Genomic DNA, 21,718 nt, shown 5'->3' on the forward strand with positions numbered 1-21,718 from the left:
GTCCGTATGGGGATGTGGAAGGGCTGGCTAGGGTTAACCGGGGCGATCGCACTGTTGCCAGGTTCTGCTGCGATCGCCTTCCAGCCAGCCCAGACGCCAGAGATCATCCTGGCTCAGAGCGAGGTGTTGCCGAGCGATCGCCCCAGCCCCAGGCTTGACGAGCTACCTCCCTCCCGGCAGCCTCTTCCCGAGCTTTCCCCCGGTCTGCCGTCACCGGAGGATCTACTACAGGTACCGCCAGGGCCTGAGCCAGGGCCTGCTCAGGGGGAGAGCGATCGCCTCTGCATTGCTCAGTTTGAGGTCGTAGGTAGCACCATCGCCAGCCCTACCGCCCTGGCAGACCTGGCGGGCGCAGCGGTCTTCCCTGCCGCATCAGATTGTATGGTGGATGACCCTACGCCCCGGCCCGGCTACCAGTTGACCTTCCCCCAGCTCCAGCAGGCGCGGGATGCCGTCACCCGGTACTACGTCGACAACGGCTACATTACCTCAGGCGCGCTGATTCCAGAGCAACGCCTGGACGCAGGCATCGTGCAGATTCAGGTGCTGGAGGGTCAGGTGGATGCGATCGAGGTACAGGGGCTAACCCGGCTGAACCCCACCTACGTGCAAAATCGGATTGCCCTGGCAGCGCAGCCCCCGCTCAATGTTGAGCGCCTGCTCCAGGGGCTACAGCTATTGCAGACCGACCCGCTGATTGCCACTATTGAGGTCGAACTGCTAGAAGGTCTACGCCCCGGCACTAATCAGCTGGTGGCCTACCTTACCGAAGCCGATCCTTACCGCCTACAGTTTACCCTCGACAACAGCCGCACGCCTCTGGTTGGCAGTGTGCAGCGGCGGGTCAGCGGCGGCCACCTGAATCTGCTGGGCCAGGGCGATCGCCTGGTCGTCAACTACGCCAACACCAGCGGCAGCAACAGCTTGAACCTGGCCTATATCTACCCCCTCAACGCCCGCAACGGCACCCTCAGCCTCAGCCACGGCAGAGCCAATAGTCGGGTAATCGACGAAACCTTTCAAATTCTCAACATCGCGTCCCAGTCGCGCTATACCGAGATCACCTATCGCCAGCCCCTCTACCAAACCCCCACCCAGGAGCTGGCTTTGAGTTTCACCGGCTCTCGCCAGTCCAGCGCCTCGCAGTTTAACCCCGGCGGCTTTGGCGAACTCCCCTTTCCCTCTCGTGGGGCCAATGACCAGGGCAATACTCGCCTCACCGCCCTGCGCTTTAGCCAAGATTGGACTCGCCGCGACAGTCGGCAGGTACTGGCGCTGCGATCGCAGTTCAGTCTCGGCCTCAATGCCCTAGGGGCAACGCAGAACCCCATTCCGCCCGACGGCAATTTCTTTAGCTGGCGCGGCCAGGGGCAGTGGGTGTACCTGCTGGGGCCAGATACGCCCTTCTTTTTGCGCAGTGAACTACAGCTGGCCGATCGCCCCCTGCTGCCGCTAGAGCAAATTGGCCTCGGCGGCCCTGACAGCGTGCGCGGCTACCGCCAGGATCAACGGCTGACTGATAACGGGTTTACCGCTTCTTCAGAGGTGCATGTGCCAATTTTCCGGGCTCCGGCGATCGATGGTTTGCTCCAGGTTATTCCCTTTATCGATCTCGGCATCGGCTGGAATGCGATCGACACCAGCGTTGACAGCAACACACTGCTCTCCACCGGTCTAGGCCTCAGTTGGGTTATGGTCGGTGGTTTTAGCGCTCGACTCGACTACGGCATTCCTCTTGTCTCTACCCCATCCACCGGCAGTTCCTGGCAAGAGAATGGCCTCACATTTTCAGTACGCTACGAGCCATATTAAGCGACTTTCTCAACACCTCCTCTAGCTATCATCCCCATGGCTATGTCTGATCAGGATTTTCGGGATTTGAAAGAGCGCAGTTCGCAAGGGAAGTTGCAGGTATGAACTAATACCAGATTCCGAATTCAATAGAAAGCATCTCGGTGGGAACAGGTAGGATTCGCACTGAGGAATTAGAAATAACCAAACAGAACTAGTACTCTAGCGATCGCCCTCAACTCGCCAACAACTCCCCCTGCCCGTGAATGCGGTCGCACCACTGCTGAGCCAGCGTCGCCATTTCCTGACGCTTAGCTTCATTGGCCCATAGCTCAGACCATCCCAGCTTCCACCGGCTCAGCAACCGTTGCAGGTCAACTAAGTCACTGGCAAACGCTATGTCTGTCTCCAGATTTATACCCAGCACTGCCCATTCAATGAAAAACTGACTTTCCCTGACCAGGTGCTGGGCCACCGACTCATCGGTGCCACTGCGAGCCAGCACCTGAATGCGCGTCAAGTTCAGCGCCAGACTGTCGAGCTGTGTCGCCTGGTTGGCCTGGAGGTACTGCGCCTTGAGAATGTCCCAGTTTATTGCCATTGAACGTCGCCCAACAGAGACTGCACAAGCTGGCGGATATCGTCCCGCATCGCTGGATCTTGAATCATCATCGAACGGTTGTTGGCGCTGGGGCGAATGTTGATCAGCGACTCATAACCCACTGTTTGGCTGAGTGGATACCAATCGGCACCCCAAACATGACGCTGCTGGCTGCCATCGTCCAGCAGAACTAGCTCGCAGTCGGCGTGCAACTCGCCTCCTCCAGCCAGGATACGGCGCTCAACATCTACCGCTAGTTTAATGTAAATTCCCAGCGCCTCCAGCATCTGACGCATCTGCTTAGGCTCCGCTTTCTGGCGAATGATGTGAATCATAAGGCGTTGAATCCATTAGCCTTAACCCAGTGTACGACCGAGCAGGAACTCCACCGGGTAGTCATGCTTGTCCGCGTCAATCTTTTGCTTGGCTACGATCAGGCTTTCGCGCAGACACCTTTGAAGCGCATGGATCGTTACCCCCCGCTGGTGGTACTGACATTGCGCAAACGGCCCCTGGTATAACAGGTCGGTGACTCCCTGGGGTGTCATGCCATCTCTCAACGCCACCTCGGCGACGGCATCGTTGAGCTGGATAGCCGCCCAGTCATTAGGGGCAAATCGCTTGTAGAGCGTTGTGTAGTCCATGGTCGGTTCATCGATGATGCGTTGGGCAAACTGCAAGTACTGCTGCCGGGCCTGGCGTCCCACCTCTTTTTGGGGTTCCTTGGGCGTGAAATCCATCGGCTGGGGCATGGGTCAAATCCTCTGAAACGTAGGGTTTACAGTAAAGGAAAGCCCACCTCTAACGGCGAGACTTCCGCTGGTTGCTGAGCAGACTTTTTTGATAGGTTTCAATCGCTTGCAGGTGAGCCGTTGGGTTGCCCCGGTTGTGCAACCAATCTTGAATCAGCACCAGGTTGTAGCGAATGCAGCGGCTGTTGAGCCGCACCCAGTGGATGCCCTCAATCCAATCGCCCTTCAGCCGATACTTCTTCAGCGTTGAGTCACTGAGATTGAGGCATTCTGATGCTGTTTTCTTGCTGACAAAGAGGAACATAATACCCAACTCCCTGGGTAAACAACCCGATCCGAGTTCGTAAAGAGTGGGTAGATTGCACCCATGCATCCTCACCATTGGCGGGTTCAAAGGATGACATGACACCTGATTGGTTTGATTCTAGGCCATTGAACAGCCCGTAGCTGGCCTTATGCTGATAAGATTAATTCAACTTAATGAATTCTCTTTTCTAATCAGCATTAGGGAGTTGATGCACTCTCGTCACTATCGAGATAAAGGCAGGTTGGCTGTCCGGCATAGATGGCCCGGCGCACCGTGAATGCAGCGTAGCGCTCCAGGGCGAGCTGAGGAAATTGCTTCTGGTGCAACAGATCGTAGACGAGCGGCCCATGCAAGATGAGCCGAGCGGCAGCTAAGGGCGATCGCTTTGCCTCTAGCATTCGCAGCACCACCGCTTCATCCAGTCGAATCGCTGCCCACGCATTCCCTGCAAAGCGCTGGCACAGCGTTTCATAGTCGAGCCCTGGCTCATTCATCACCTGCTGAGCCAAGGCTAGATAGGCCTGTTGATTTGCCTGGTCGGCCTGAGTATCGCTTGACTCAACTGCCAGGTTTGCAAGCTCAAGATCCCAAATTTCAATACGTTCCCTGATCGGCTCTTCATCCTTGGAGTTAGTTGGCACTGAAACGTTAGCCGCTAAAGCCTCCGTCAATTGTTGAAACCCTTGCTTCACAACGGCCTCTAACCCCTGGGTGCCGCTCAATGCGACGGGTTGCCCCGGTGGCTCGATCTGGTAGCGGGTACAGAGGGTGTCAATCTGCTGGGCCAGTTGCGCTACGCAGTGGCGAGCCATATCTTGAAGGTCGGCCTCGGGCAACTCGCCCCTGGCCTCCTCCGCTAGCGGGCGGTAGAACGCCATCATTGCATCCATTCCCTTCTGTCGCCCCTGGCGACCGGTGAAATGGGGATTGTTCAGCAGGTAATTCAGCACCACCGCTGTATCCGCTGGAAACTGGGCATTGTAGATAAACTTGACCCGTTCTGAACGAGCCGCTGTGTTGGATGTCATGGGTTTACTCCATTTCTAAATCAACCTGTCGCGGCCTGGCTTGTCCTTTCGCCTGACCTTTAATGCCGATACCCGTCTTCTGCATGGCCATCCACACTGTGGAGCGGGCATACTGATGCATCGGCGGAATCGGCACCCGGTTGTGATGAACCTGATGCTGCATGTACGGACTTTGGTACAGAATCCCAACTACGGTTTTAGGGGCCTGTCCCCCCTTTAAGGCCCGCTGCGCCACCTCGTCATCGAGCTTGATTGCCGCCCAGTCATTCTCGGCAAACCGCTGGTAGAGCATGGTGTAGTCCATTGCGGGATCGCCAATGATCTCCCGCGCCAGGGCTAAATACTGCTGGCGAGCCTCAATCCCTGCCGCTGTCTCCGGTGTTTTGGGTGTCAGTGCCATCGCTGGTTACCCCTCCTTCCCAACTTGGTCGAGGAGCGTCCCCAGGGTGGAGTCCTCATCAAAGGAGATGCCCGTTACGTCATCCTCGGGTGGAACGGTTTCAGGGCTTGGAGGGGCGGTCGCCGCACCCGATAACGACAGATTCACCATCGCTGCCGCCACCGCCCTCTGAATCATTGCCTGCAACTGTGCTTCTGGCGGCAAGGCCTCCACCGCCTGCGCCTTCACCCCAAACGTGCTGCTGATCAACTCAATCTGATGGCTCAAGGCCTCAATCGCCTCTCGCGCCAAATTCTGGAGTTCTGCCTCGCTGGCCTCAGTACAGTCCTGGTAGGCAAAAGGCTTCCAAAAGGCCGAGATAGCGTCTAAGCCCTTGTGCTTTCCCTCACGACTCGACATCAGCGGATTGTCGATTAAGTAGCGAAACACCACCCCAATCGGCATCTCTCGGTCGGCATTGTAGGCAAACTGAATCCGCTGGCGATCGCTCTTCGTGCCCGTCCCGGCTTTGCGAGGCATACCTAACTCCCTAAACAGCAACGGTCGTCAGTGACCCGAGTAGCCCCAGAAATAACCCATAGCCATCGGCCATCCGCCGGGCCAGGGTTGAATTCTGGCTAACCTCAGGCAACTGATTAACCACTCTGGTTAGTCTATCATCAGAGCCATCGACAAAGATGACGCGATCGGTGCAGTGCAGATCGGCAAAGAAGTCATCCAGTTGAGTTTGGATGATCTGAGATGCCCCGCCGCTGACGACCACATCCACCGACTGCTCCACTACCCGCTTCACCAGGTTGTCGCGCAGGTAGACCATCACTGCCTGGCTGTAGAGCCCCTGCACCGACGCGACCGCCTCAGAGAAATCGACCAGACCCGCCTTAGCCGGAGAAATCTGGTGAGGCTCCCCTGAACTCAAGGCTCGCATCAACGCCGGGTAATCCGGTGCCGTGATCCCGGCAGAACGAGCCGCCTTCTCAAAGTTGGGCCAGAAGCCAGGGCCATCGGAGGCCGCGCCACCGAGGTTCAATGACCCGTGCTCAAAGGCCAGGGTGGATAGATTGCGGTGGCCCATCATGACGATAGAGGTATGGCGGTGGTTAATCGATTGGCCCAGGTCGTCGAGCTGTTGTTTGCGCCTCAGGTACACGCCAAACCCTTCGGGATAGCACTTCAGCGTCACATCTACCTGCTGAGCCCGGCCTCGGCAGGTGAATCCTTGCTGGCAGAGTTCGGTTAGACGGGTCGTGATCTGATGGCGTGTCGGCACCTCGGCTAAGGGCAAGGCTAACCACACCACAGCCCGGTAGCGGCTGGGCAGCTTTTCCAGTTCTGCCACCACACCCAGAGCGGCGGACAGCTTATACACGGCCTTCTCTGATTTGTTGGCAGATAGACTATTGGCCTCCAGAATCGCCTTGGCCGATTCTCCCACCATCACCACGTCATCCCCGATTTCTAACCAAGCATTGTCTTGGGGGCGTCCGCCGGTGCCCAGACCCGACAACATGACGCGAGACAGTCCTTCAGCGACTTCAGCCCCCATCCAGAGAGGTTGAGCCTGGGTTGGATGAACCCGATAGAAGACCTTTGAGGCCGATGAACCTAAGTCTGCTGCCAAGTAAACGGTGGGCAGCGCCACAGAAGCCAGTTTCATATCACTACCAAGAACGCGACCCCTTCACCATAGGGCGATCTAACCCAAGAGGATATAAAAGGTTAATTAAATTAACCTAAGAACTGGAAATACTCGAAAAATGGTTATATCATGTTAGCTAAATCAGGTCGGTCATCGATGCTACGCCCCTTCTCGGGGGCTTCGCGGAGAGGCCACACAGTACGCCAGGGTTTTGGCAAAAACCGGGCAACGGTCCTTCCTCCAGGATTTCTACCGTTTTTGAAGACGCTATCGCTTTCGCCTCAGGGTGGCGTCGTATTTTTAACCCCGCTTCTCCATGCTTTCCACGAGCAACCTCTCTGCGGCTCAAGCGGAGACCTATTACACAAAAGAGGATTATTACTCCTCAGAGGAAGCGGCTCACCCGACGAAGTGGGTGGGTAAAGGGGCTGCGTCCTTGGGGTTGGCTGGGGTCGTTAATCAGCAGGAGTTCAGCCAGATGCTCTCAGGGCTGGCTCCGGACGGGCGATCGCTGACGGGTAAGGTTATCGATCCAGAAAAGCGGCGGGCAGCGACCGACTTTACCTTCAGCGCCCCGAAGAGTGTCAGCATTGCGGCGCTGGTGCAGCAGGACGAACGAGTGTTGGAGGCCCATCATCAAGCGGTGGCGAAAGCGCTGTCGGTGTTGGAAGAGCGCTATGCCCAGACACGAGTCTCGACAGAAGCGGGCCGAACGAAGGTTACAACCGGCAATATTGCCGCAGCGGTGTTTACCCATTCCACCAGTCGGGAGGCAGAGCCGCAGTTGCACAGCCATTGTGTGGTGATGAATGCGACGCAGTTGGCGGATGGGCGGTGGTTTAGTTTGAGCAATGAGGCCGCGATCGCCAACCAAAAGCTCCTGGGACAGATCTACCAGAATGAGCTGGCCGTAGCGCTAAAGCAGCAGGGATTTCAGATTGAAGCGAAGGCCCACGGACAGTTTGAATTGGTGGGATATTCTCCAGAACTCCTGAAAGCGTTTTCAACTCGGCGGCAGCAGATTCTGAAGCTGATCAAGGAATGGGAGGCGACGGGCTCTGAGAATAACCGAGCAATGCGGGAAACGGCGACCCTGGTGTCCCGGAAGCGCAAACCCAAAGAAGTAGACGAGGGGCTGTTGCAGCGGGGGTGGAATGCGCTGATTCAGTTGAAGGGGTTGGATCTGCCGAAGTTACCTGAAGGCGTCGCACTGCTAGCTGAATCATCTTCATCGGCTACCTCAATAATTGACGCGGCGATCCAGCACTGTGGAGAGCGGGAGTCGGTGTTTCGGTGGACGATGCTGGAGCGGTTTGTCTTCGGGCATGAACTGGGGGTGCAGGGGTTTGAGGCAATTGAGAGAGCCATTGCCGGCAGCCCCAAACTGATCCGCGTCGCTGACGGCAAGTTCACGACCCAAACGGCTCTGAATCTGGAACTCAACACTATTCGTCTGATGCAGCAGGGACGGGGGCAGGTGGGCGCGATTGTCCCCAACGGCACCCAGTCGGGCAGTCTGGTGAGCCACACCTTGAACCCCGAGCAGCAAAACGCGGTAGAGATGGCGGCGACCACACCAGATGCGGTGATGGCGTGGCAGGGAGTAGCGGGAGCAGGAAAAACCTATGCTTTGAGTGTGCTGAAAGAGTTGGCTCGAACTCAGGGCTATGACATTCGAGGATTAGCGCCCAGTGCTGAAGCCGCCCATGTTTTGGGAGAGTCGCTGGGGATTGAGACTACCACGGTCGCTGGACTATTGGTATCCCAACCGTTGGATGAACCGCCTCAGCCGACGCTCTGGATTGTGGATGAGGCGGGGCTATTGAGCATGAAAGATGCTCATACTCTGCTGCGGCGGGCAACCTTGGAGCAGGCCAGGGTATTGCTGGTTGGGGATACCCGGCAACTCTCAGCAGTGGAGGCAGGCAATCCCTTCAAGAGTTTGCAGGCGGGCGGGATGACAACCGCTTACCTGGAGACCCATCGGCGGCAGCAGACTGGGGTGCTGCGATCCGCTGTAGAACTAGTAGCTCAGGGGCAGGTCAGCGAAGGCATTGAGATCCTGGCCCAGGCGGGGTGTGTCAAGGAAGGGGCTCAAACTCAGGAGCGAATTCAGCAAGTAGCAACAGACTATTTGGCACTGACGGCAGCAGAGCGAGAGTCCACGCTGGTGCTGGCGGGAACTAATGAGGAGCGGTTGGCTCTGACCCAGGCGATGCGATCAGGGCTACAGGATGAAAGGGCTTTGGGTGCGGATAGCTTTGTGATGCAGAGCCTACGCCGCAAGGATTTGACCACAGCCCAGGCCAGTTACCTTAGGGCCTATGCACCAGGCGATGTGCTGGTGCCGATTCAGGATTATCGGAAGCAGGGGTTGATCAGAGGCGATCAGTACCGGGTGATCGCGGTGAGTCCAGAAGCTCAGCAGGTGGTGCTGGAGACGCCGAGTGGGTCAGTATTGTCGGTCGATCCGGCAGCGTGCCCACGCAAAACCGTCTATACGACGCAAGCGATTTCCGTGGCGGTGGGCGATCGCCTCAAATGGACACGCAATAACCCCAAAGTCGGAATCCGCAATGGGCAGGGGTTTGTCGTGACGAGGTTGGAGGCCGATGGGACAGCCACGATTCGAGATGGGGTGGGACAAACCTCCACCATCAACCTCAGTGGCAATCAGTACGTGGACTACGCCTGGGTAAGCACCACCTACAGCAGCCAGGGCAAGACGGCGGAGCGGGTGCTGGCCCTGCTGGGGGAAACGACGAATCGAGAAGCGTTTTATGTGGCGATCTCCAGAGCAAAGCGGGCGGTGACCCTGTACACCACCAGCCAGGCCGACTTGGTGCAGTTGGCCCAGGTGTCGAGGGCCAAGGAGAACGTGAGTGATTATGTGCCATTAACTCAACAGGTGATGACCTATGGACAGCATGAACAACGGGACGAACGGAAACCAGAACCCATCCCCGGCTTTGACCCCAGAGCAATGGGAGAAAGTATTGGAAACCGTATTGCAGAGCAGCTTAGAACCGCTGCGGGCCGAGATCTGCGTCAACACTCAGCGGGTGCTCCACCTCGAAGATTACGTCCAGACTTTGGGGAAGGATTTAGCGGCGTTACCGCAGCACTGGAACCAGAGCTTGGGGCTCTTGGTCGCGCAATTGCAGCGTATCGTCAGCGACGAGACTTCCTCCGATGCGCAGGCGACATTGCAGGAGCAGTTGAGGCGGTTAATTGCGGCCTTGAGCAGTTGGAACGGACAGCTCAAGACCGAGCTGGCCTTGCAGCAGCAGTTGATCGCGTCGCTAGAACGGTTGGAAGGTCGGTTAGACGAGAGCAACAAAAGGTAGATGTCCCTAAGCCGAAGGCGGTAAACACAAGGGAGGAACTTCTGGCGCGGTGGGAGCACTACTCGGCAGGGTTGCCGTCAACGAGCTTGGAGTTGCGGGTGGCGCATCGGGCGTTGCGAGATGGGTACTCGGCTAAGGAGGTGACGCTGATGCTAGTAGCGGGGAGTGAGGTGGTGAGGCAGATTCACGATCGCCAGGGCAGGAAGGATGCGATCGCTTTCGCCAAGCACATAGTTACTGTCGCTAGATCCCATCACACCTCACCTATAGTTACGCAGCTCTACAGTCATGGACTGGAGATAGGTGACTGACGCGGCTGTAGAGCCTTTACGTTTTGAATCATCGCCGGGACTTTGAAGGGGCGATCGCCCTGCAATGATCAGTAATTCTACTCAAGGCGATCGCTACAGCCTGCGTTCAGGAGGCTGCCATGCCCCTGTTGTCGGCTACCGCTAAACCCTTTTCCCTGGGAGACTTCTGGGAGCCTCCGCCCACTGTTCCCACAGCAGCGACCTTCGACCCGGCTATCCTCAGTTCTCTCCCCCCCTGGCTCGCCGCTACCTGAACTGAACCATTGCCCCGGCCACTCCCCACAGAACCCTTCTGGCTAACGGATGATGATGGCCCCGTAGGCTTTGCTTACTGTGAACCAAAGCGCTTGGCAGACAGCACCTGGAATCTGCAATTAATTGCGGTTCACCCTGATTGCCAGGGGCAAGGTCGGGGAACTCAGCTTCTCCACGCTGTAGAGCAGGCCCTGAAGCAGCGTGGGTGCCGCCTACTGCTAGTTGAGACCTCGGGTCTGCCAGAACTCGCGGGCACGCGCGCTTTCTACGAAGCATGTGGCTTTGAGGCCGAGGCCCGCATTCGCGATTTCTATGCCCAGGGGATGATAAAGTCGTGTTCCGCAAGCGATTGACTGTCAGTTAGGGCTCTACCCCATGCTCACCAACGACGGGCTGCACTGCACCGATCTCGTTCAAGGAACTCTGTCTTGACTCTCCAGTCGTCTGGAGAGTTTAGGATGGATTTAATCCTTGATGAGGTCAGCCATGCTCACTGAAGCTCCTCCCAAACTCATTGGCGCTGTCGCTAAGAAAAGTGCCCTGCCCGTTAAAACCATCCGCTACTACGACGAGATCGGCCTGCTCAAAACCGCCGGACGCACCGAGGGCGGCTATCGGGTTTTTGCGGAAGATGTCTTTACCCGGCTGGGCTTTATCCGGCGTGCCCAGACCCTTGGCCTCACCCTGACTGAAATCAAAGAGTTTCTAGAAGTGCATGATCAAGGAGATTTACCCTGCTCCCATATTCAGGTCAAGCTAGAGGACAAGCTGATAGAGATCGAAGACAAAATTCAGCAACTTCAACTGCTGAAGCAGGAGCTATCTGGTCTCCTGATGGGGTGGCAGAGCACAGCAACTAAAACAGACGAAATCATCTGTCCGATCATCGAAAGCTGGTAAACTTGCCTTTCCCCCAACAAGTAATAAATGCTGAACTGGACGGACGCACCTACCACCAAGTTTCCGTACAGCAATGGCAGAATGGCCAGGTGGTTCACGAGCGTTTTTACTATAGATCTTAGCTAGCCTGAGTCTGAAAGGTTCTTGAACGGGTCTGTTTACTGGCTTTATCTGGGTTCAAAGGTCTGCGATTGCAGGCCTTTTTTATTGCCAAAAATTTCTTCAAATTAGCTCTTGACTTTCCAGCTGACTGGAAACCGTATGGTTTACCTATGTTTGGTTTGACCGCTGTTGAGGAACTTTTAATGAGCACTAACACCAACGGACTTAACACGGATTCTGGCTTTGCTCAAGAATGGTTTGAGCTGGTTGATGAAAGGCCTAAGAGATGGAGTTTTAATTGGGTTATTCACCGTATCTGGCATGGCGTAATTGAGCTATTTACTCCATCAAGCGAGCTGAAGATTTTCACAGGCCGCGACCAGCATGGCAAAACCTACTACAGAGTTTATGAGGTTTTGACCCATGATTCCCATCGCTTTGGTTCTGAGGATGAGGTGCGCATTTTGCTTGAGCAACGCTACTACCGCTAAATGAGCCCATCGGCTGATTTTCTAAGTACAAGCTGCTGCTGTCCTATCTAGTATTTCTACCGCAAACAGGAGTCCAATATGCATGACTTTCCGCCTGATAGCCCTAATATTTATCGCGATCTGGAATGGATTGAGTCATCCCTGGACAATAGGCCAAAATCACCGGTTGGAGCATTGTTTGGCTGGCTTTCACGCACCTCCAGGGAACTCTCTTTCGCGCTTTTTGGGGAGATGGAGCCGCGAGTTTGGGAGTACGTCGATCGCACTGGTCAGAGCTGGTGGATGATTCAAGACTCTCTGGCCGACGAGCCGTTTCGATCGCTCTCCATTAACGACGTTCGCATTTTGTTGGAGCAGCAATATCTGGCCAGCCCCGACGATGTTTAGGCAGTTTTGTGGCCTGGCCTGACGAAGACCTATTATTTCCAAGTTAGCTATGGATGCCTTTGATTTTCCCATTTCTGAAGCCCGGATAGAGCCAGCGACAAGCTCCCCGAAACGATCGCGATGGAAGCGCCTCTGGCTCATCTTTGCCCTAATCTGGCTCACTGGCGGCAGCTTTGAACTGTGGCGCTGGTGGCAAAAGCAGGACGTGGTACCTGTCGCCCAGGCGCAGCAGCCCTCCATGCCCGTGCAAACCCTAACGGTGCAGGCCGTGAGCCTGGCGGAAACAACGGAGTTTGTGGCCAGTTTGCGATCGCACCAATCCGTCCTGCTCCGACCTCAAGTACAGGGGCAGGTGGCGCAGATTCGGGTACGGCCGGGCGATCGCGTTACCGCTGGCACGGTGCTGATTGAGATCAATCCGCAGCAACAACAGGCGTTGGTGAGTGGCGCTGCCGCAGCGGCAGAATCGGCCCAGGCCAGTATTGCCAATGCCAGAGCTGGCCTGCAAGCCTTAGAAGCTCAGCGCGTAGCCAAGCTCACTGAGGTGCAGTATGCCCAGCAGGAGTACGACCGCTTTGCCACCCTGGCCGAGGCCGGGGCGGTTTCTCGCCAAATGCGCGACCAGTATGCCCAGCAGCTCGAAGTGGCCCGCGCCCTACTAAACGCCATGGATGAGCAGATCCGCGCCCAGCAGGCCACCGTTGCCCAGGCCGAGCAATCGTGGCAGGCCGCCCAGGCCCAAACCCAGGCCCAGGAGTCCCAACTGGCCTATTTTCAAATTACCGCCCCCTTTACCGGGGTGGTGGGCGATATTCCCGTCAAGGTGGGCGAGGTGGTGAGTCCAGGCACAGCGCTGATCGGCTTGGCGAAAAACGACAGCCTAGAGGTGAATTTCTCCGTTCCGGCAGAGCGGGCGGCGCTGCTGCAACCCGGTAGCCCAGTGGAACTGGTGGATAGCCAGGGGCAAACCCTGGGTACCAGCCAGGTTTCCTTCATTGCGCCCAATGCCGACCCCGCGACGCAGCTGGTGCTGGTGAAGGCGCTATTGCCCAACCCAAAAGGCAACCTGCGGGCCGATCAGTTTGTGCAGGCCCGCATTACCTGGAGCCAGCGCCAGGGCACCCGCGTGCCAGCCAGTGCCGTGACCCATTTGGGCAGTGAATCATTTGTGTTTGTGACAGAGCCTGGGCCAGAGGGTACGGTGGCGCGGCAGCGATCGGTGCAGCTCGGCGAAATCGAAGACAGCCAGTACCAGGTGATCGAGGGGCTACGACCGAGTGAAGCCGTGATCACCATCGGAGTGCTGATGCTGCGCGACGGTGCGCCCGTCAGCCCTATTGAGAATTGATTGATCTTCCAAAGATTAGCGAGCCGTAGGGTGGGCACTGCTCCCCGACCATTGATCCACATTGCTTCGGAAAACCAAACCTTACAGGCACACCCCCACTACATCCAGAGGTGACCCATGTTTACGGATTTCTTTATCAAAAAGCCCGTGTTTGCCATTGTCTGTGCCCTGGTCACCCTGGTGGTGGGGCTGATCAGCCTGCCGCTGCTGCCCATTGAGCAGTACCCCGACATCAGCCCGGTGCAGATTACCGTCACCGCCAATGCCGTCGGGGCCAACGCCCAGGTGGTGGAAGAAACGGTGACCAACGTGCTGGAGCGCCAGATCAACGGCGTGGAAGGAATGCGCTACATCAGCTCCACCAGCAGCAACGACGGCACCAGCACCATTGTCGTCACCTTTCGCCAGGGGTACGACATTGATGTGGCGGCCTCGGATGTGCAGAACCGGGTATTGCAGGCAGAACCCCAACTGCCGGAGGCGGTGCGCCAAACGGGGGTGCAGGTGTCGAAGCAGTCTAGCTCGATTGTACTGGCGCTGGCGCTCTATAGCGAGGACGATCGCTACGACGACACCTTCATCAGCAACTACGCCGACCTCTATGTGCTCGATGCCCTGCGGCGAATTCCCGGCGTGGGCACCATCGTTCCCTTTGGCGAACGGCGCTACGCCATGCGTATCTGGCTTGACCCCGATCGCCTCGCCAGCCGCCAGCTCACCGCCCAGGATGTGATTGCCGCCCTGCGTCAGCAGAATGTGCAGTTGGGCGTCGGCAGCATCGGTCAACCGCCGAACGATGACGGGCAGCTCTACCAGCTCGATCTGCAAACCCTGGGACGGCTGAGCAGCCCAGCGGAGTTTGAGGAGGTGGTGCTTAAAGCGGGAGTGGTAGGCGATCTAGTCAAGCTCAAGGATGTGGGCCGGGCAGAACTGGGAGCCGAGCGCTACAGCACCTTTGCCCGCTATAGCGGCCACCCGGCGGTGGGGTATCAGATTTTGCAAACCCCCGGCAGCAACTCTCTGGCGATCGCCAAAGCCGTCAAAGCCGAGATGGCCAGGCTGGCGGAACGCTTCCCCCCAGGGCTGATCTACGAAATTCCCTACGACTCGTCGCGGTTTGTGGAGGCGTCGTTTCGGGAGGTGATTATCACGCTGTTGCAGGCGGTGGGGCTGGTGGTGCTGGTGATCTTTGTGTTTCTGCAAGACTGGCGCACCACGGTGATTCCCGCAATCACGATTCCGGTGTCGCTGGTGGGCACCTTCGCCTTTGTCAAACTCTTTGGATTTTCCCTTAACAGTCTGACGCTGTTTGGCCTGACGCTGGCGACGGGCATGGTGGTGGATGACGCGATTGTGATTGTGGAAGACATCAGCCGCCTGGTTCAGAAGGAAGGGCTGTCGCCCGTGCAGGCGGCGATCGCCTCCATGCGGCAGCTCTTTGGCGCGGTGATTGCTACCTCGCTGGTGCTGATGGCGGTGTTTGTGCCGGTGGGCTTTTTCCCTGGTACGGCGGGGCAGCTCTACCAGCAGTTTGCGCTGACGATCGCCTTTGCGATCGCACTTTCTACCCTCAACGCCCTCACCCTTACCCCGGCGCTCTCGGCGCTGCTGCTGCGGGCACAGCCGCGGCAAACCGGCTGGCTGGGCTGGAGTTTCCGGAGCATCAACGGCTTTTTGACCTGGCTGGAGCGCGGCTATGGCTGGAGCCTGGGTCAGCTGACGCACTTGCAGAGCCTTGTTTTGGCCGGGTTCGTGGGGCTGCTGGTGGCGACGGGGTGGCTCTACACCCAGGTGCCCCAGGCGTTTTTGCCCGAAGAAGACCAGGGCTATTTCATCAGCATTTTGCAAGGGCCAGACGGCACCTCCCTCAACTACACCGAGCAGGTGGTGGCCCAGGCTGAGCAGCAGTTGCTGGCGGTGCCGGAACTGGAGGGCACCTTTGCCATGGGCGGGGTGGGCTTCAACGGCAACACCCCCAACCGGGGCATTCTGTTTGCGCCGCTCAAATCCTGGCAGGAGCGGCGGCAGCCGGAGCAATCGGTGGTGGGCATTCTCAACCGGGTGCGGATGCCGCTGATGGGCATTCCCCAAGCGCCGGTGATTGCGGTGAACCCGCCTACCATCCCCAGCCTGGGCAGCGTCGGCGGCTTTGTGTTCCAGCTTCAGGATCGCGACAGCAGCACCTCAGACATTAACGAACTGGACCAGATGAAAGGGGCGATTTTGGCGAAGGCCAACCAGACCCCCGGTTTGCAGGGGGTGTTTAGCCTCTACACGGCCAACGCGCCCCAGCTTCAGGTGGAGGTCAACCGCGATCGCGCCGAAGCTCTGCAAGTCCCCGTCGAAGAGATTTTCAGCACCCTGCAAACCTACCTGGGCTCCCGCTACGTCAACGACTTCAACGCCTTTGGCCGCACCTATCGGGTCTATGTGCAGGCTGATGCCGCCTTCCGCGCCGACCCCGACAGCATTGGGCAACTGTATGTGCGATCGCGATCGGGCGAGATGATTCCCCTCAGCGCCCTGGTAACGGTGACGCGCACCACCGGGCCGCAGATCATTAATCACTACAACCTGCACCGCGCGATCGAAATTAACGGCGCGGCGGCTCCGGGCACCAGCTCTGGGCAAGCCATGCAGGCGATGGCGAAGCTGGCGACCGAAGTGCTGCCCCCTAATATGGGCTTTGAGTGGTCGGGCATTTCCCTGGAAGAACTGGAATCAGGTGGCAAAGCGCCGATCATCTTTGGGCTGGGAATTTTCTTTGTCTTTCTAGTGCTGGCGGCGCAGTACAACAGCTTTGTCGATCCGCTGACGATTATGCTGGCGGTGCCCCTGGCGGTGTTGGGGGCGCTGGCGGCCCAGTCGATGCGCGGGTTGTATAACGATGTGTACTGCCAGGTGGGGCTGGTAATGCTGATTGGTCTGGCCAGCAAAAATGCCATTTTGATCGTGGAGTTTGCCAACCAACTACGGGACGAAGGGCTATCCCTCACCCAAGCGGCGGTGCAGGCCTCCCAAGAACGGCTGCGCCCCATTCTGATGACCGCAATTTCGACCCTGTTGGGCATTTACCCGCTGATGGTGGCTACGGGGGCAGGCTCGGCCAGTCGCCAATCGTTGGGCACGGCTATCTTTGGCGGCATGTTGGTGGCGACGGTGCTCACGCTGTTTGTGGTGCCGGTGCTTTATATTGCGATCGGCCAGGTGCAGCAGCGCGTGATTAAGGCCTTTCGCTAGAGCAATCCCAGTAATGAAAAACCAATGACTGACTGAAGCAATATATCGCTAAAACATTCGCCCTAAAAAACAGGCTGCCTATCAGAAAAAGTTTTTTTAACAACCAATTTCCCTGTCGAGACGAAAATTGCCCCAATAAGGCCATGATGTATTGAAGCTTAGAAATTTTTCTAACGACCAAGATAAGGGGCGGCAAGCAATCTTGGCAACTTTACCAAGGTCTCTTAACCGTCCGCTTCATCAACTTGTGTACGCCCAGCATGGGCGTGAACTAATGGGGTGAAAGTCCCCTGTGGGAGAACCAGCCATCCAAATGCTCGAAAGTCATAGGAGCCGAGAGATGGATAACCACTAGCTTAAGGCAAGGACGTTTCCGCGAGGAAGGGTCTGAAGGAAGCCAGCAGCAAACCTGCGAGCCGACGGACAGAAACGTCATAGAAGGCCGAGTCTCTGGGGCGAGTTGGCACAACACAACGAAGCCTTTTGGTTCAGGGGATACGGTTAATGACGCGGTTGTGCAGGGAAAGTTCACGTTCTTATCTGGGGAGATCTGCCCCTTTGACAGTCTAGAGCGCGATGGGAGTCTGACTGAGGTCTGGCGGGAAACGGCCAGGAAGCCACAGAACCCTAAGGCAATCGAGACGGCCCGACGGTTGGCAACAACCGGCGAAGGGGGCAGAAGTCAGCCGAGGCCATAGTAGCCAAATGCCGGTCTGTAATGGGCCGGACACGGTGAAGGGCTGAACCATAGAAATCAGAGAGCAGCCACCAGGGCTCGTTCTGAGTGTTGAACCCGATCGGGGGAGCTATAGGAACGGCGCTTAATGGTGTAGCCAGCTCTGGGGGGCAAAAGCCGAGAGGATTTTGATTTCTAAAACTTTCTGAGGAACCGCCCTGTGCGGACCCGCTTGCAGGGTGGTGTGGGAGGGGGGATTCGTGAGGATTCTCCCTATCCCGATTAGCTGGCTGGCGCTACCAACTGCCAACTAGTTCTTGAATTTTAGATTGTGCTTCGTCTAGACCTTGTTTCCGCGTCTCGTCTCCCATATCTAGACCATTAGCATGGATAAACTGAATATCAGTCACACCAATGAATTGAAAAGCATAACGGAGTGCAGGTTCCTGGCAATCCCACCCTTCGTAAGGAGAACCTGCTCCGTACTCAACGCCTCGTGATGTAATGAACAACACTTTTCTGCCGTTCGCAAGTCCTTTGAACTGACCATCCTCAATAGTGAATGTGCGACCCACACGAACCACCTGGTCAATGTAAGCTTTGAAGTTGGATGGAATGCTGAAGTTGTACATCGGCACACTGAAAACACATCGTTCAGCCGCCAGAAACTCATCCACTAATTCATCAGAAAACTTCAGCAGTTCAGCCATTTCTGGAGTCAGTATCTCTGGTGGAGTAAAGTCAGCTGAGATCCAGTCTTCAGTGACATGAGGAACTGGCGTTTGTCTTAGGTCGCGATAGGTGATCGCATCATCAGGATGTAGGTTTTGCCACGCAGCCATGAACTCTTTGGCTAGTCTGCGAGATTTGGAGCGATCGCCCCGTGGGCTTGAATCAACATGCAGAATGCTTGCCATAGTGCCTCAATCAGAAATCTCAATTGCCATCTAGACAGTAAGCTGTCAGCTTACTAAAGTAAAGTAGCGACGAAAAAGTAACTAGCAATCTAAAAGAAACTTCTGAGCCACTATGACCGAGCCTAAATGCTGTCCATTAGAGATCCTGTTAAAACACATTTCAGGGCAATGGACACTCTACATCATCTGGATTCTTGACACTGATGGCACACTTCGCTTTGGCGAACTAAGACGGAAGGTGGACGGTATCTCTACCAAAGTTCTAACCGAGCGATTGAGACTTTTGGAGTCGATTGAACTTGTTCACCGTCACCACGAACCCACAATTCCACCACAAGTCTCTTACACTCTCACCGAACGCGGCAAAGAGTTATCTGGGACACTCGATCACCTTTATGAGCTGGCTGTGCGCTGGTATGGCACTGATCAGGAAACTGCGGTCTGATCTAATCTTGAACATCAACAGACGATTTCAAAATAACGTCACCACCTGTGACCGAAGCCAGCTAACGCTGCCCATCACCCGCCGCAGATACCCTTTGATACTCACAGATAACCTCCCAGCGGTCGGTGTGCATGGGCGTTGTTAGGCTGTGTATATTGCGTATCTACAGAGGACGTTTCCAAGGCTCACTATGCTGCTGATATCCAACTCGTTCAAAGGTAGAAATCATCGGGATATTGTTCACATCTGTATCGCAGAAAACTCTCCAAACTCCTATATCTTGCAGTACCCTTGTTCCTTTTGACAGTAAATCGGTTGCAAAGCCCTGCCCACGATGTTCTGGCAAAACCCCGATGTAATAAATAGTTGCTTCCTCCAAGCCATTTTTAGCACCACCCTGATAAATCACAGGGAAAACAAACCCAATGATTTTATCATCGCTACTAAGCCCTATCTGCCACCATTCATTTTGATGCGAGAACCCATCTTTCGACTCCGCTAGAAACTGTTTGGCAACTTCGCGAGAACCACGTTCCATAACTTGTTTTTGATCGCTGGCATCAATTGATGATTCCATAACCTGAGCAACTACTGAAAGCAATCCCTCATAGCCCAGTGTTTTAGCGGCTTTGAACTTTAATCGAGAAGGAACCTCAATTAACGACTTAGGCTCTTCCCAAACAAAAGGGACTTTAAAGTAAGTTTGCTGACTCATAGGATGAACTAAAACTCTGGTGTTTTTAAGGGTGCAGCTTAGTGCAACTTCGCACGTCAACAGACAACTTCTCAACTACGTCCTAATCAATAGCCTGAGCAGGCTAACTATGTATTCAACGTCAGATCTGACGGATAACACCCTCGCACACCGCAGTTATCCGTCAAATATGCTGCATAATATCCCATTCCCCAAGGCTTAGAAGGCATTTCTGCTGTCTAAACTCTCGTGTTTAGAGTCTTATACATTAACTGAGTGCTTAATTATGGAGATACAGGGGGTTATCCGTTAAAAACGCTGAACACATTCCCTCTGCCGAACTTATCCGACACCTATCGCCCTCTCACAGCCTCTTTTTCTTGCTTGAGCTTGCCTCAAACAGGCAAACGAGTTTTTGTTTGTGAACTTATCAATGCCCCCTTGACACTCCAGCACACTGGAATCTCTAGCATAGAGTCATCAAGCTTTTTACCCCCTGTCACGCTGCATTGACGGGCCTTTCAACCAATCATTACCCTCTCCCAGGGAAAAGGAAAAGACCATGGATCGTCGTCACTTTATCGCCCTCGGAGCCGCTGGCATCGGCAGTGCGGCCACCCTCCACTGGTTCAGGCACCGATCACTAGCCCAAGAGCTCACGTCTACCGCTGCCGCCCCCCTCTACACCAGCCAAAACGCCCTGCTAGAGGTCGATTTAACCGCTGCGGTCAGCCCAGTACAGGTGGGCGATCGCACCGCCAAACTGCTCAGCTACAACGGCCAAAGCCCCGGCCCCCGGCTAGAGGCTCGCCCCGGCGATACCGTTCGCATTCGCCTGCGCAACCAGCTCGATCAGCCCACCAACCTGCACTACCACGGGCTGCACATCACCCCCCAGGGTACGGGCGATAACGTGTTTGTCAGCACGGCACCGGGCGAAACCTTTACCTACGAATTCACGATTCCGGCGGATCATCCAGCAGGAACGTTTTGGTACCATCCTCACCACCATCATCACGCCGCTGTGCAGCTCTTTGGCGGGCTGGCGGGGCTATTCGTCATTCGGGGCGACCTGGATGAGATTCCTGAGGTGAAAGCCGCCCAGGAGGAATTTATTGTCCTCAAAGACTATGAGATTGATCGAGCAGGCAACGTTCCACCAGCTGATCACATGGCGCTGATGATGGGGCGCGAAGGGTCGCTGGTCACGGTAAATGGTCAGCTTAATCCCAGTTTGAGCATTCCCCAAGGTGGGTTGCTGCGGCTGCGGTTGCTGAATGCCTCGGCTTCGCGCTTCTATCGGTTGCAGCTAGAGGGGCATCCGTTTCAGTTGATAGCGACGGATGGGGGTGCGATCGCATCCCCCGTCCAACTCCAAGAACTTCTCCTCGCCCCCGGCGAACGGGCAGACGTGCTGGTGCAGGGCAACCAAACATCGGGCACCTACCGCCTGCTCAACCTACCCTATAACCGCAATGGCATCGGCATGATGGGCGGCATGATGGGCGGCGGCCATGGCATGGGCGGTATGATGCACGGTGGCAGGGGCTCCTCCGGGGACGCCCAACCCCTCGCCACCCTGACCTATAGTGGCTCCGTTGCGGCGCTACCGCTACCCCGTCAGCTAGGCACAGTGGAAACGCTGCCGGAACCGACTGTCACCCGCCGAATCGAGCTTTCCATGACCATGGGGCACGGCATGGGTCAGGGGATGGGCATGGAATTTTGGTTTAACGGCCAGCCCTACGACGAAAAGCGCATCGACATTGAAGCCCAGCTCGGCACCGTGGAAGAGTGGGAACTTGCTAACGTTGATCCTGACTTGATGGATCACCCCTTCCATTTACACGTCAACCCGTTCCAGGTGGTGAGCCGCAGTGGTCAGCCTGAACCCTACCGCGCCTGGAAGGATACGGTGTTGGTGAAGGGCGGCGAAACAGTACGGATTCGCGTTCCCTTCCGCACCTTTGCGGGCAAGACGGTCTACCACTGCCACATCCTCGACCACGAGGACTTGGGCATGATGGGCAACCTGCAAATTTCGGCTTAGGGCACCGGTTCAGAAACCCGGTTTCTCGTCCAAAATC

21 protein-coding genes are annotated in these 21,718 nt (G+C 56.3%); 11 read left to right on the forward strand and 10 right to left on the reverse strand.

Translation table 11 applies throughout. The features are described 5' to 3' along the window. Positions 1–6 precede the first annotated feature (6 nt). Positions 7–1,812, forward strand: coding sequence for a ShlB/FhaC/HecB family hemolysin secretion/activation protein (locus VB780_RS11660; RefSeq protein WP_323351324.1), 1,806 nt, complete (start codon positions 7–9; stop codon positions 1,810–1,812). Between the two features lie 214 nt (positions 1,813–2,026). On the opposite strand, the gene VB780_RS11665 is transcribed toward VB780_RS11660, so the two are convergent. The 8 genes from VB780_RS11665 to VB780_RS11700 all read right to left on the reverse strand — a co-directional run bounded on the left by VB780_RS11665 (position 2,027) and on the right by VB780_RS11700 (position 6,536). Continuing rightward, complete coding sequence (locus VB780_RS11665) at positions 2,027–2,392, reverse strand: hypothetical protein (RefSeq protein WP_323351325.1); 366 nt, start codon at positions 2,390–2,392, stop codon at positions 2,027–2,029. Then, entirely contained in the window at positions 2,383–2,727 is a 345-nt protein-coding gene (locus VB780_RS11670; protein ID WP_323351326.1) for a DUF5674 family protein, read from the reverse strand. Before VB780_RS11670 ends, VB780_RS11665 begins: the two co-directional genes overlap by 10 nt. 21 nt (positions 2,728–2,748) lie before the next feature. Then, positions 2,749–3,144, reverse strand: a complete 396-nt coding sequence (locus tag VB780_RS11675; RefSeq protein WP_323351327.1) for a hypothetical protein — start codon at positions 3,142–3,144, stop codon at positions 2,749–2,751. Positions 3,145–3,193: 49 nt separating this feature from the next. Further along, positions 3,194–3,448, reverse strand: a complete 255-nt coding sequence (locus VB780_RS11680) for a hypothetical protein (RefSeq protein ID WP_323351328.1) — start codon at positions 3,446–3,448, stop codon at positions 3,194–3,196. Between the two features lie 200 nt (positions 3,449–3,648). Then, positions 3,649–4,479: a hypothetical protein gene (locus VB780_RS11685; protein ID WP_323351329.1), complete on the reverse strand. Its 831-nt coding sequence runs from the start codon at positions 4,477–4,479 to the stop codon at positions 3,649–3,651. Between the two features lie 4 nt (positions 4,480–4,483). Next, complete coding sequence (locus VB780_RS11690) at positions 4,484–4,879, reverse strand: hypothetical protein (RefSeq protein ID WP_323351330.1); 396 nt, start codon at positions 4,877–4,879, stop codon at positions 4,484–4,486. 6 nt (positions 4,880–4,885) lie between these two features. After that, positions 4,886–5,398 (reverse strand): hypothetical protein, encoded by a 513-nt coding sequence (locus tag VB780_RS11695; protein ID WP_323351331.1) that lies wholly within the window; start codon positions 5,396–5,398, stop codon positions 4,886–4,888. Between the two features lie 10 nt (positions 5,399–5,408). Next, positions 5,409–6,536: a hypothetical protein gene (locus tag VB780_RS11700; RefSeq protein WP_323351332.1), complete on the reverse strand. Its 1,128-nt coding sequence runs from the start codon at positions 6,534–6,536 to the stop codon at positions 5,409–5,411. A 298-nt stretch (positions 6,537–6,834) separates the two neighbouring features. Between VB780_RS11700 and mobF the strand changes: the two genes are divergently transcribed. From mobF to VB780_RS11735, 8 genes are all read left to right on the forward strand, one after another. After that, positions 6,835–10,176: a MobF family relaxase gene (gene mobF / locus VB780_RS11705; RefSeq protein ID WP_323351333.1), complete on the forward strand. Its 3,342-nt coding sequence runs from the start codon at positions 6,835–6,837 to the stop codon at positions 10,174–10,176. A gap of 119 nt (positions 10,177–10,295) precedes the next feature. Further along, entirely contained in the window at positions 10,296–10,430 is a 135-nt protein-coding gene (locus VB780_RS11710) for a hypothetical protein (RefSeq protein WP_323351334.1), read from the forward strand. Between the two features lie 9 nt (positions 10,431–10,439). Next, on the forward strand, positions 10,440–10,784 hold the full coding sequence (locus VB780_RS31405; RefSeq protein WP_416349225.1) for a GNAT family N-acetyltransferase: 345 nt from the start codon (positions 10,440–10,442) through the stop codon (positions 10,782–10,784). Between the two features lie 133 nt (positions 10,785–10,917). Further along, positions 10,918–11,331: a heavy metal-responsive transcriptional regulator gene (locus VB780_RS11715; protein WP_323351335.1), complete on the forward strand. Its 414-nt coding sequence runs from the start codon at positions 10,918–10,920 to the stop codon at positions 11,329–11,331. Between the two features lie 191 nt (positions 11,332–11,522). Further along, entirely contained in the window at positions 11,523–11,924 is a 402-nt protein-coding gene (locus VB780_RS11720) for a hypothetical protein (protein ID WP_323351336.1), read from the forward strand. Positions 11,925–12,155: 231 nt separating this feature from the next. Further along, positions 12,156–12,311, forward strand: coding sequence for a hypothetical protein (locus VB780_RS11725; RefSeq protein ID WP_323351337.1), 156 nt, complete (start codon positions 12,156–12,158; stop codon positions 12,309–12,311). A gap of 49 nt (positions 12,312–12,360) precedes the next feature. After that, positions 12,361–13,659: an efflux RND transporter periplasmic adaptor subunit gene (locus tag VB780_RS11730; protein WP_323351338.1), complete on the forward strand. Its 1,299-nt coding sequence runs from the start codon at positions 12,361–12,363 to the stop codon at positions 13,657–13,659. Between the two features lie 117 nt (positions 13,660–13,776). After that, positions 13,777–16,899, forward strand: coding sequence for an efflux RND transporter permease subunit (locus VB780_RS11735; protein WP_323351339.1), 3,123 nt, complete (start codon positions 13,777–13,779; stop codon positions 16,897–16,899). A 972-nt stretch (positions 16,900–17,871) separates the two neighbouring features. On the opposite strand, the gene VB780_RS11740 is transcribed toward VB780_RS11735, so the two are convergent. Next, the gene (locus VB780_RS11740) at positions 17,872–18,492 is read right to left on the reverse strand and encodes an FMN-dependent NADH-azoreductase (protein WP_323351340.1); all 621 of its coding nucleotides are present in this window, start codon (positions 18,490–18,492) and stop codon (positions 17,872–17,874) included. A gap of 112 nt (positions 18,493–18,604) precedes the next feature. Between VB780_RS11740 and VB780_RS11745 the strand changes: the two genes are divergently transcribed. Then, complete coding sequence (locus VB780_RS11745) at positions 18,605–18,937, forward strand: helix-turn-helix domain-containing protein (RefSeq protein ID WP_323351341.1); 333 nt, start codon at positions 18,605–18,607, stop codon at positions 18,935–18,937. 163 nt (positions 18,938–19,100) lie between these two features. On the opposite strand, the gene VB780_RS11750 is transcribed toward VB780_RS11745, so the two are convergent. Next, the gene (locus tag VB780_RS11750; RefSeq protein ID WP_323351342.1) at positions 19,101–19,652 is read right to left on the reverse strand and encodes a GNAT family N-acetyltransferase; all 552 of its coding nucleotides are present in this window, start codon (positions 19,650–19,652) and stop codon (positions 19,101–19,103) included. A 541-nt stretch (positions 19,653–20,193) separates the two neighbouring features. On the opposite strand from VB780_RS11750, the gene VB780_RS11755 reads away from it, so the two are divergent. Further along, positions 20,194–21,681, forward strand: a complete 1,488-nt coding sequence (locus tag VB780_RS11755) for a multicopper oxidase family protein (protein WP_323351343.1) — start codon at positions 20,194–20,196, stop codon at positions 21,679–21,681. Positions 21,682–21,718: the final 37 nt, after the last annotated feature.

Source organism: Leptolyngbya sp. CCNP1308, from assembly GCF_034932455.1.
GTDB lineage: Bacteria > Cyanobacteriota > Cyanobacteriia > Phormidesmidales > Phormidesmidaceae > Nodosilinea.

Excerpts from the sequence above, each read along its gene's own strand:
- VB780_RS11750 (WP_323351342.1), bottom strand. The coding sequence starts at position 19,652 with ATGAGTCAGCAAACTTACTTTAAAGTCCCTTTTGTTTGGGAAGAGCCT.
- VB780_RS11685 (WP_323351329.1), bottom strand. The coding sequence starts at position 4,479 with ATGACATCCAACACAGCGGCTCGTTCAGAACGGGTCAAGTTTATCTAC.
- VB780_RS11740 (WP_323351340.1), bottom strand. The coding sequence starts at position 18,492 with ATGGCAAGCATTCTGCATGTTGATTCAAGCCCACGGGGCGATCGCTCC.
- VB780_RS11730 (WP_323351338.1), top strand. The coding sequence starts at position 12,361 with ATGGATGCCTTTGATTTTCCCATTTCTGAAGCCCGGATAGAGCCAGCG.
- VB780_RS11675 (WP_323351327.1), bottom strand. The coding sequence starts at position 3,144 with ATGCCCCAGCCGATGGATTTCACGCCCAAGGAACCCCAAAAAGAGGTG.
- VB780_RS11735 (WP_323351339.1), top strand. The coding sequence starts at position 13,777 with ATGTTTACGGATTTCTTTATCAAAAAGCCCGTGTTTGCCATTGTCTGT.
- VB780_RS11665 (WP_323351325.1), bottom strand. The coding sequence starts at position 2,392 with ATGGCAATAAACTGGGACATTCTCAAGGCGCAGTACCTCCAGGCCAAC.
- VB780_RS11715 (WP_323351335.1), top strand. The coding sequence starts at position 10,918 with ATGCTCACTGAAGCTCCTCCCAAACTCATTGGCGCTGTCGCTAAGAAA.
- VB780_RS11680 (WP_323351328.1), bottom strand. The coding sequence starts at position 3,448 with ATGTTCCTCTTTGTCAGCAAGAAAACAGCATCAGAATGCCTCAATCTC.
- VB780_RS11710 (WP_323351334.1), top strand. The coding sequence starts at position 10,296 with ATGCCCCTGTTGTCGGCTACCGCTAAACCCTTTTCCCTGGGAGACTTC.
- VB780_RS11670 (WP_323351326.1), bottom strand. The coding sequence starts at position 2,727 with ATGATTCACATCATTCGCCAGAAAGCGGAGCCTAAGCAGATGCGTCAG.
- mobF (WP_323351333.1), top strand. The coding sequence starts at position 6,835 with ATGCTTTCCACGAGCAACCTCTCTGCGGCTCAAGCGGAGACCTATTAC.
- VB780_RS11755 (WP_323351343.1), top strand. The coding sequence starts at position 20,194 with ATGGATCGTCGTCACTTTATCGCCCTCGGAGCCGCTGGCATCGGCAGT.
- VB780_RS11745 (WP_323351341.1), top strand. The coding sequence starts at position 18,605 with ATGACCGAGCCTAAATGCTGTCCATTAGAGATCCTGTTAAAACACATT.
- VB780_RS11725 (WP_323351337.1), top strand. The coding sequence starts at position 12,156 with ATGGAGCCGCGAGTTTGGGAGTACGTCGATCGCACTGGTCAGAGCTGG.
- VB780_RS11660 (WP_323351324.1), top strand. The coding sequence starts at position 7 with ATGGGGATGTGGAAGGGCTGGCTAGGGTTAACCGGGGCGATCGCACTG.
- VB780_RS11690 (WP_323351330.1), bottom strand. The coding sequence starts at position 4,879 with ATGGCACTGACACCCAAAACACCGGAGACAGCGGCAGGGATTGAGGCT.
- VB780_RS11695 (WP_323351331.1), bottom strand. The coding sequence starts at position 5,398 with ATGCCTCGCAAAGCCGGGACGGGCACGAAGAGCGATCGCCAGCGGATT.
- VB780_RS11700 (WP_323351332.1), bottom strand. The coding sequence starts at position 6,536 with ATGAAACTGGCTTCTGTGGCGCTGCCCACCGTTTACTTGGCAGCAGAC.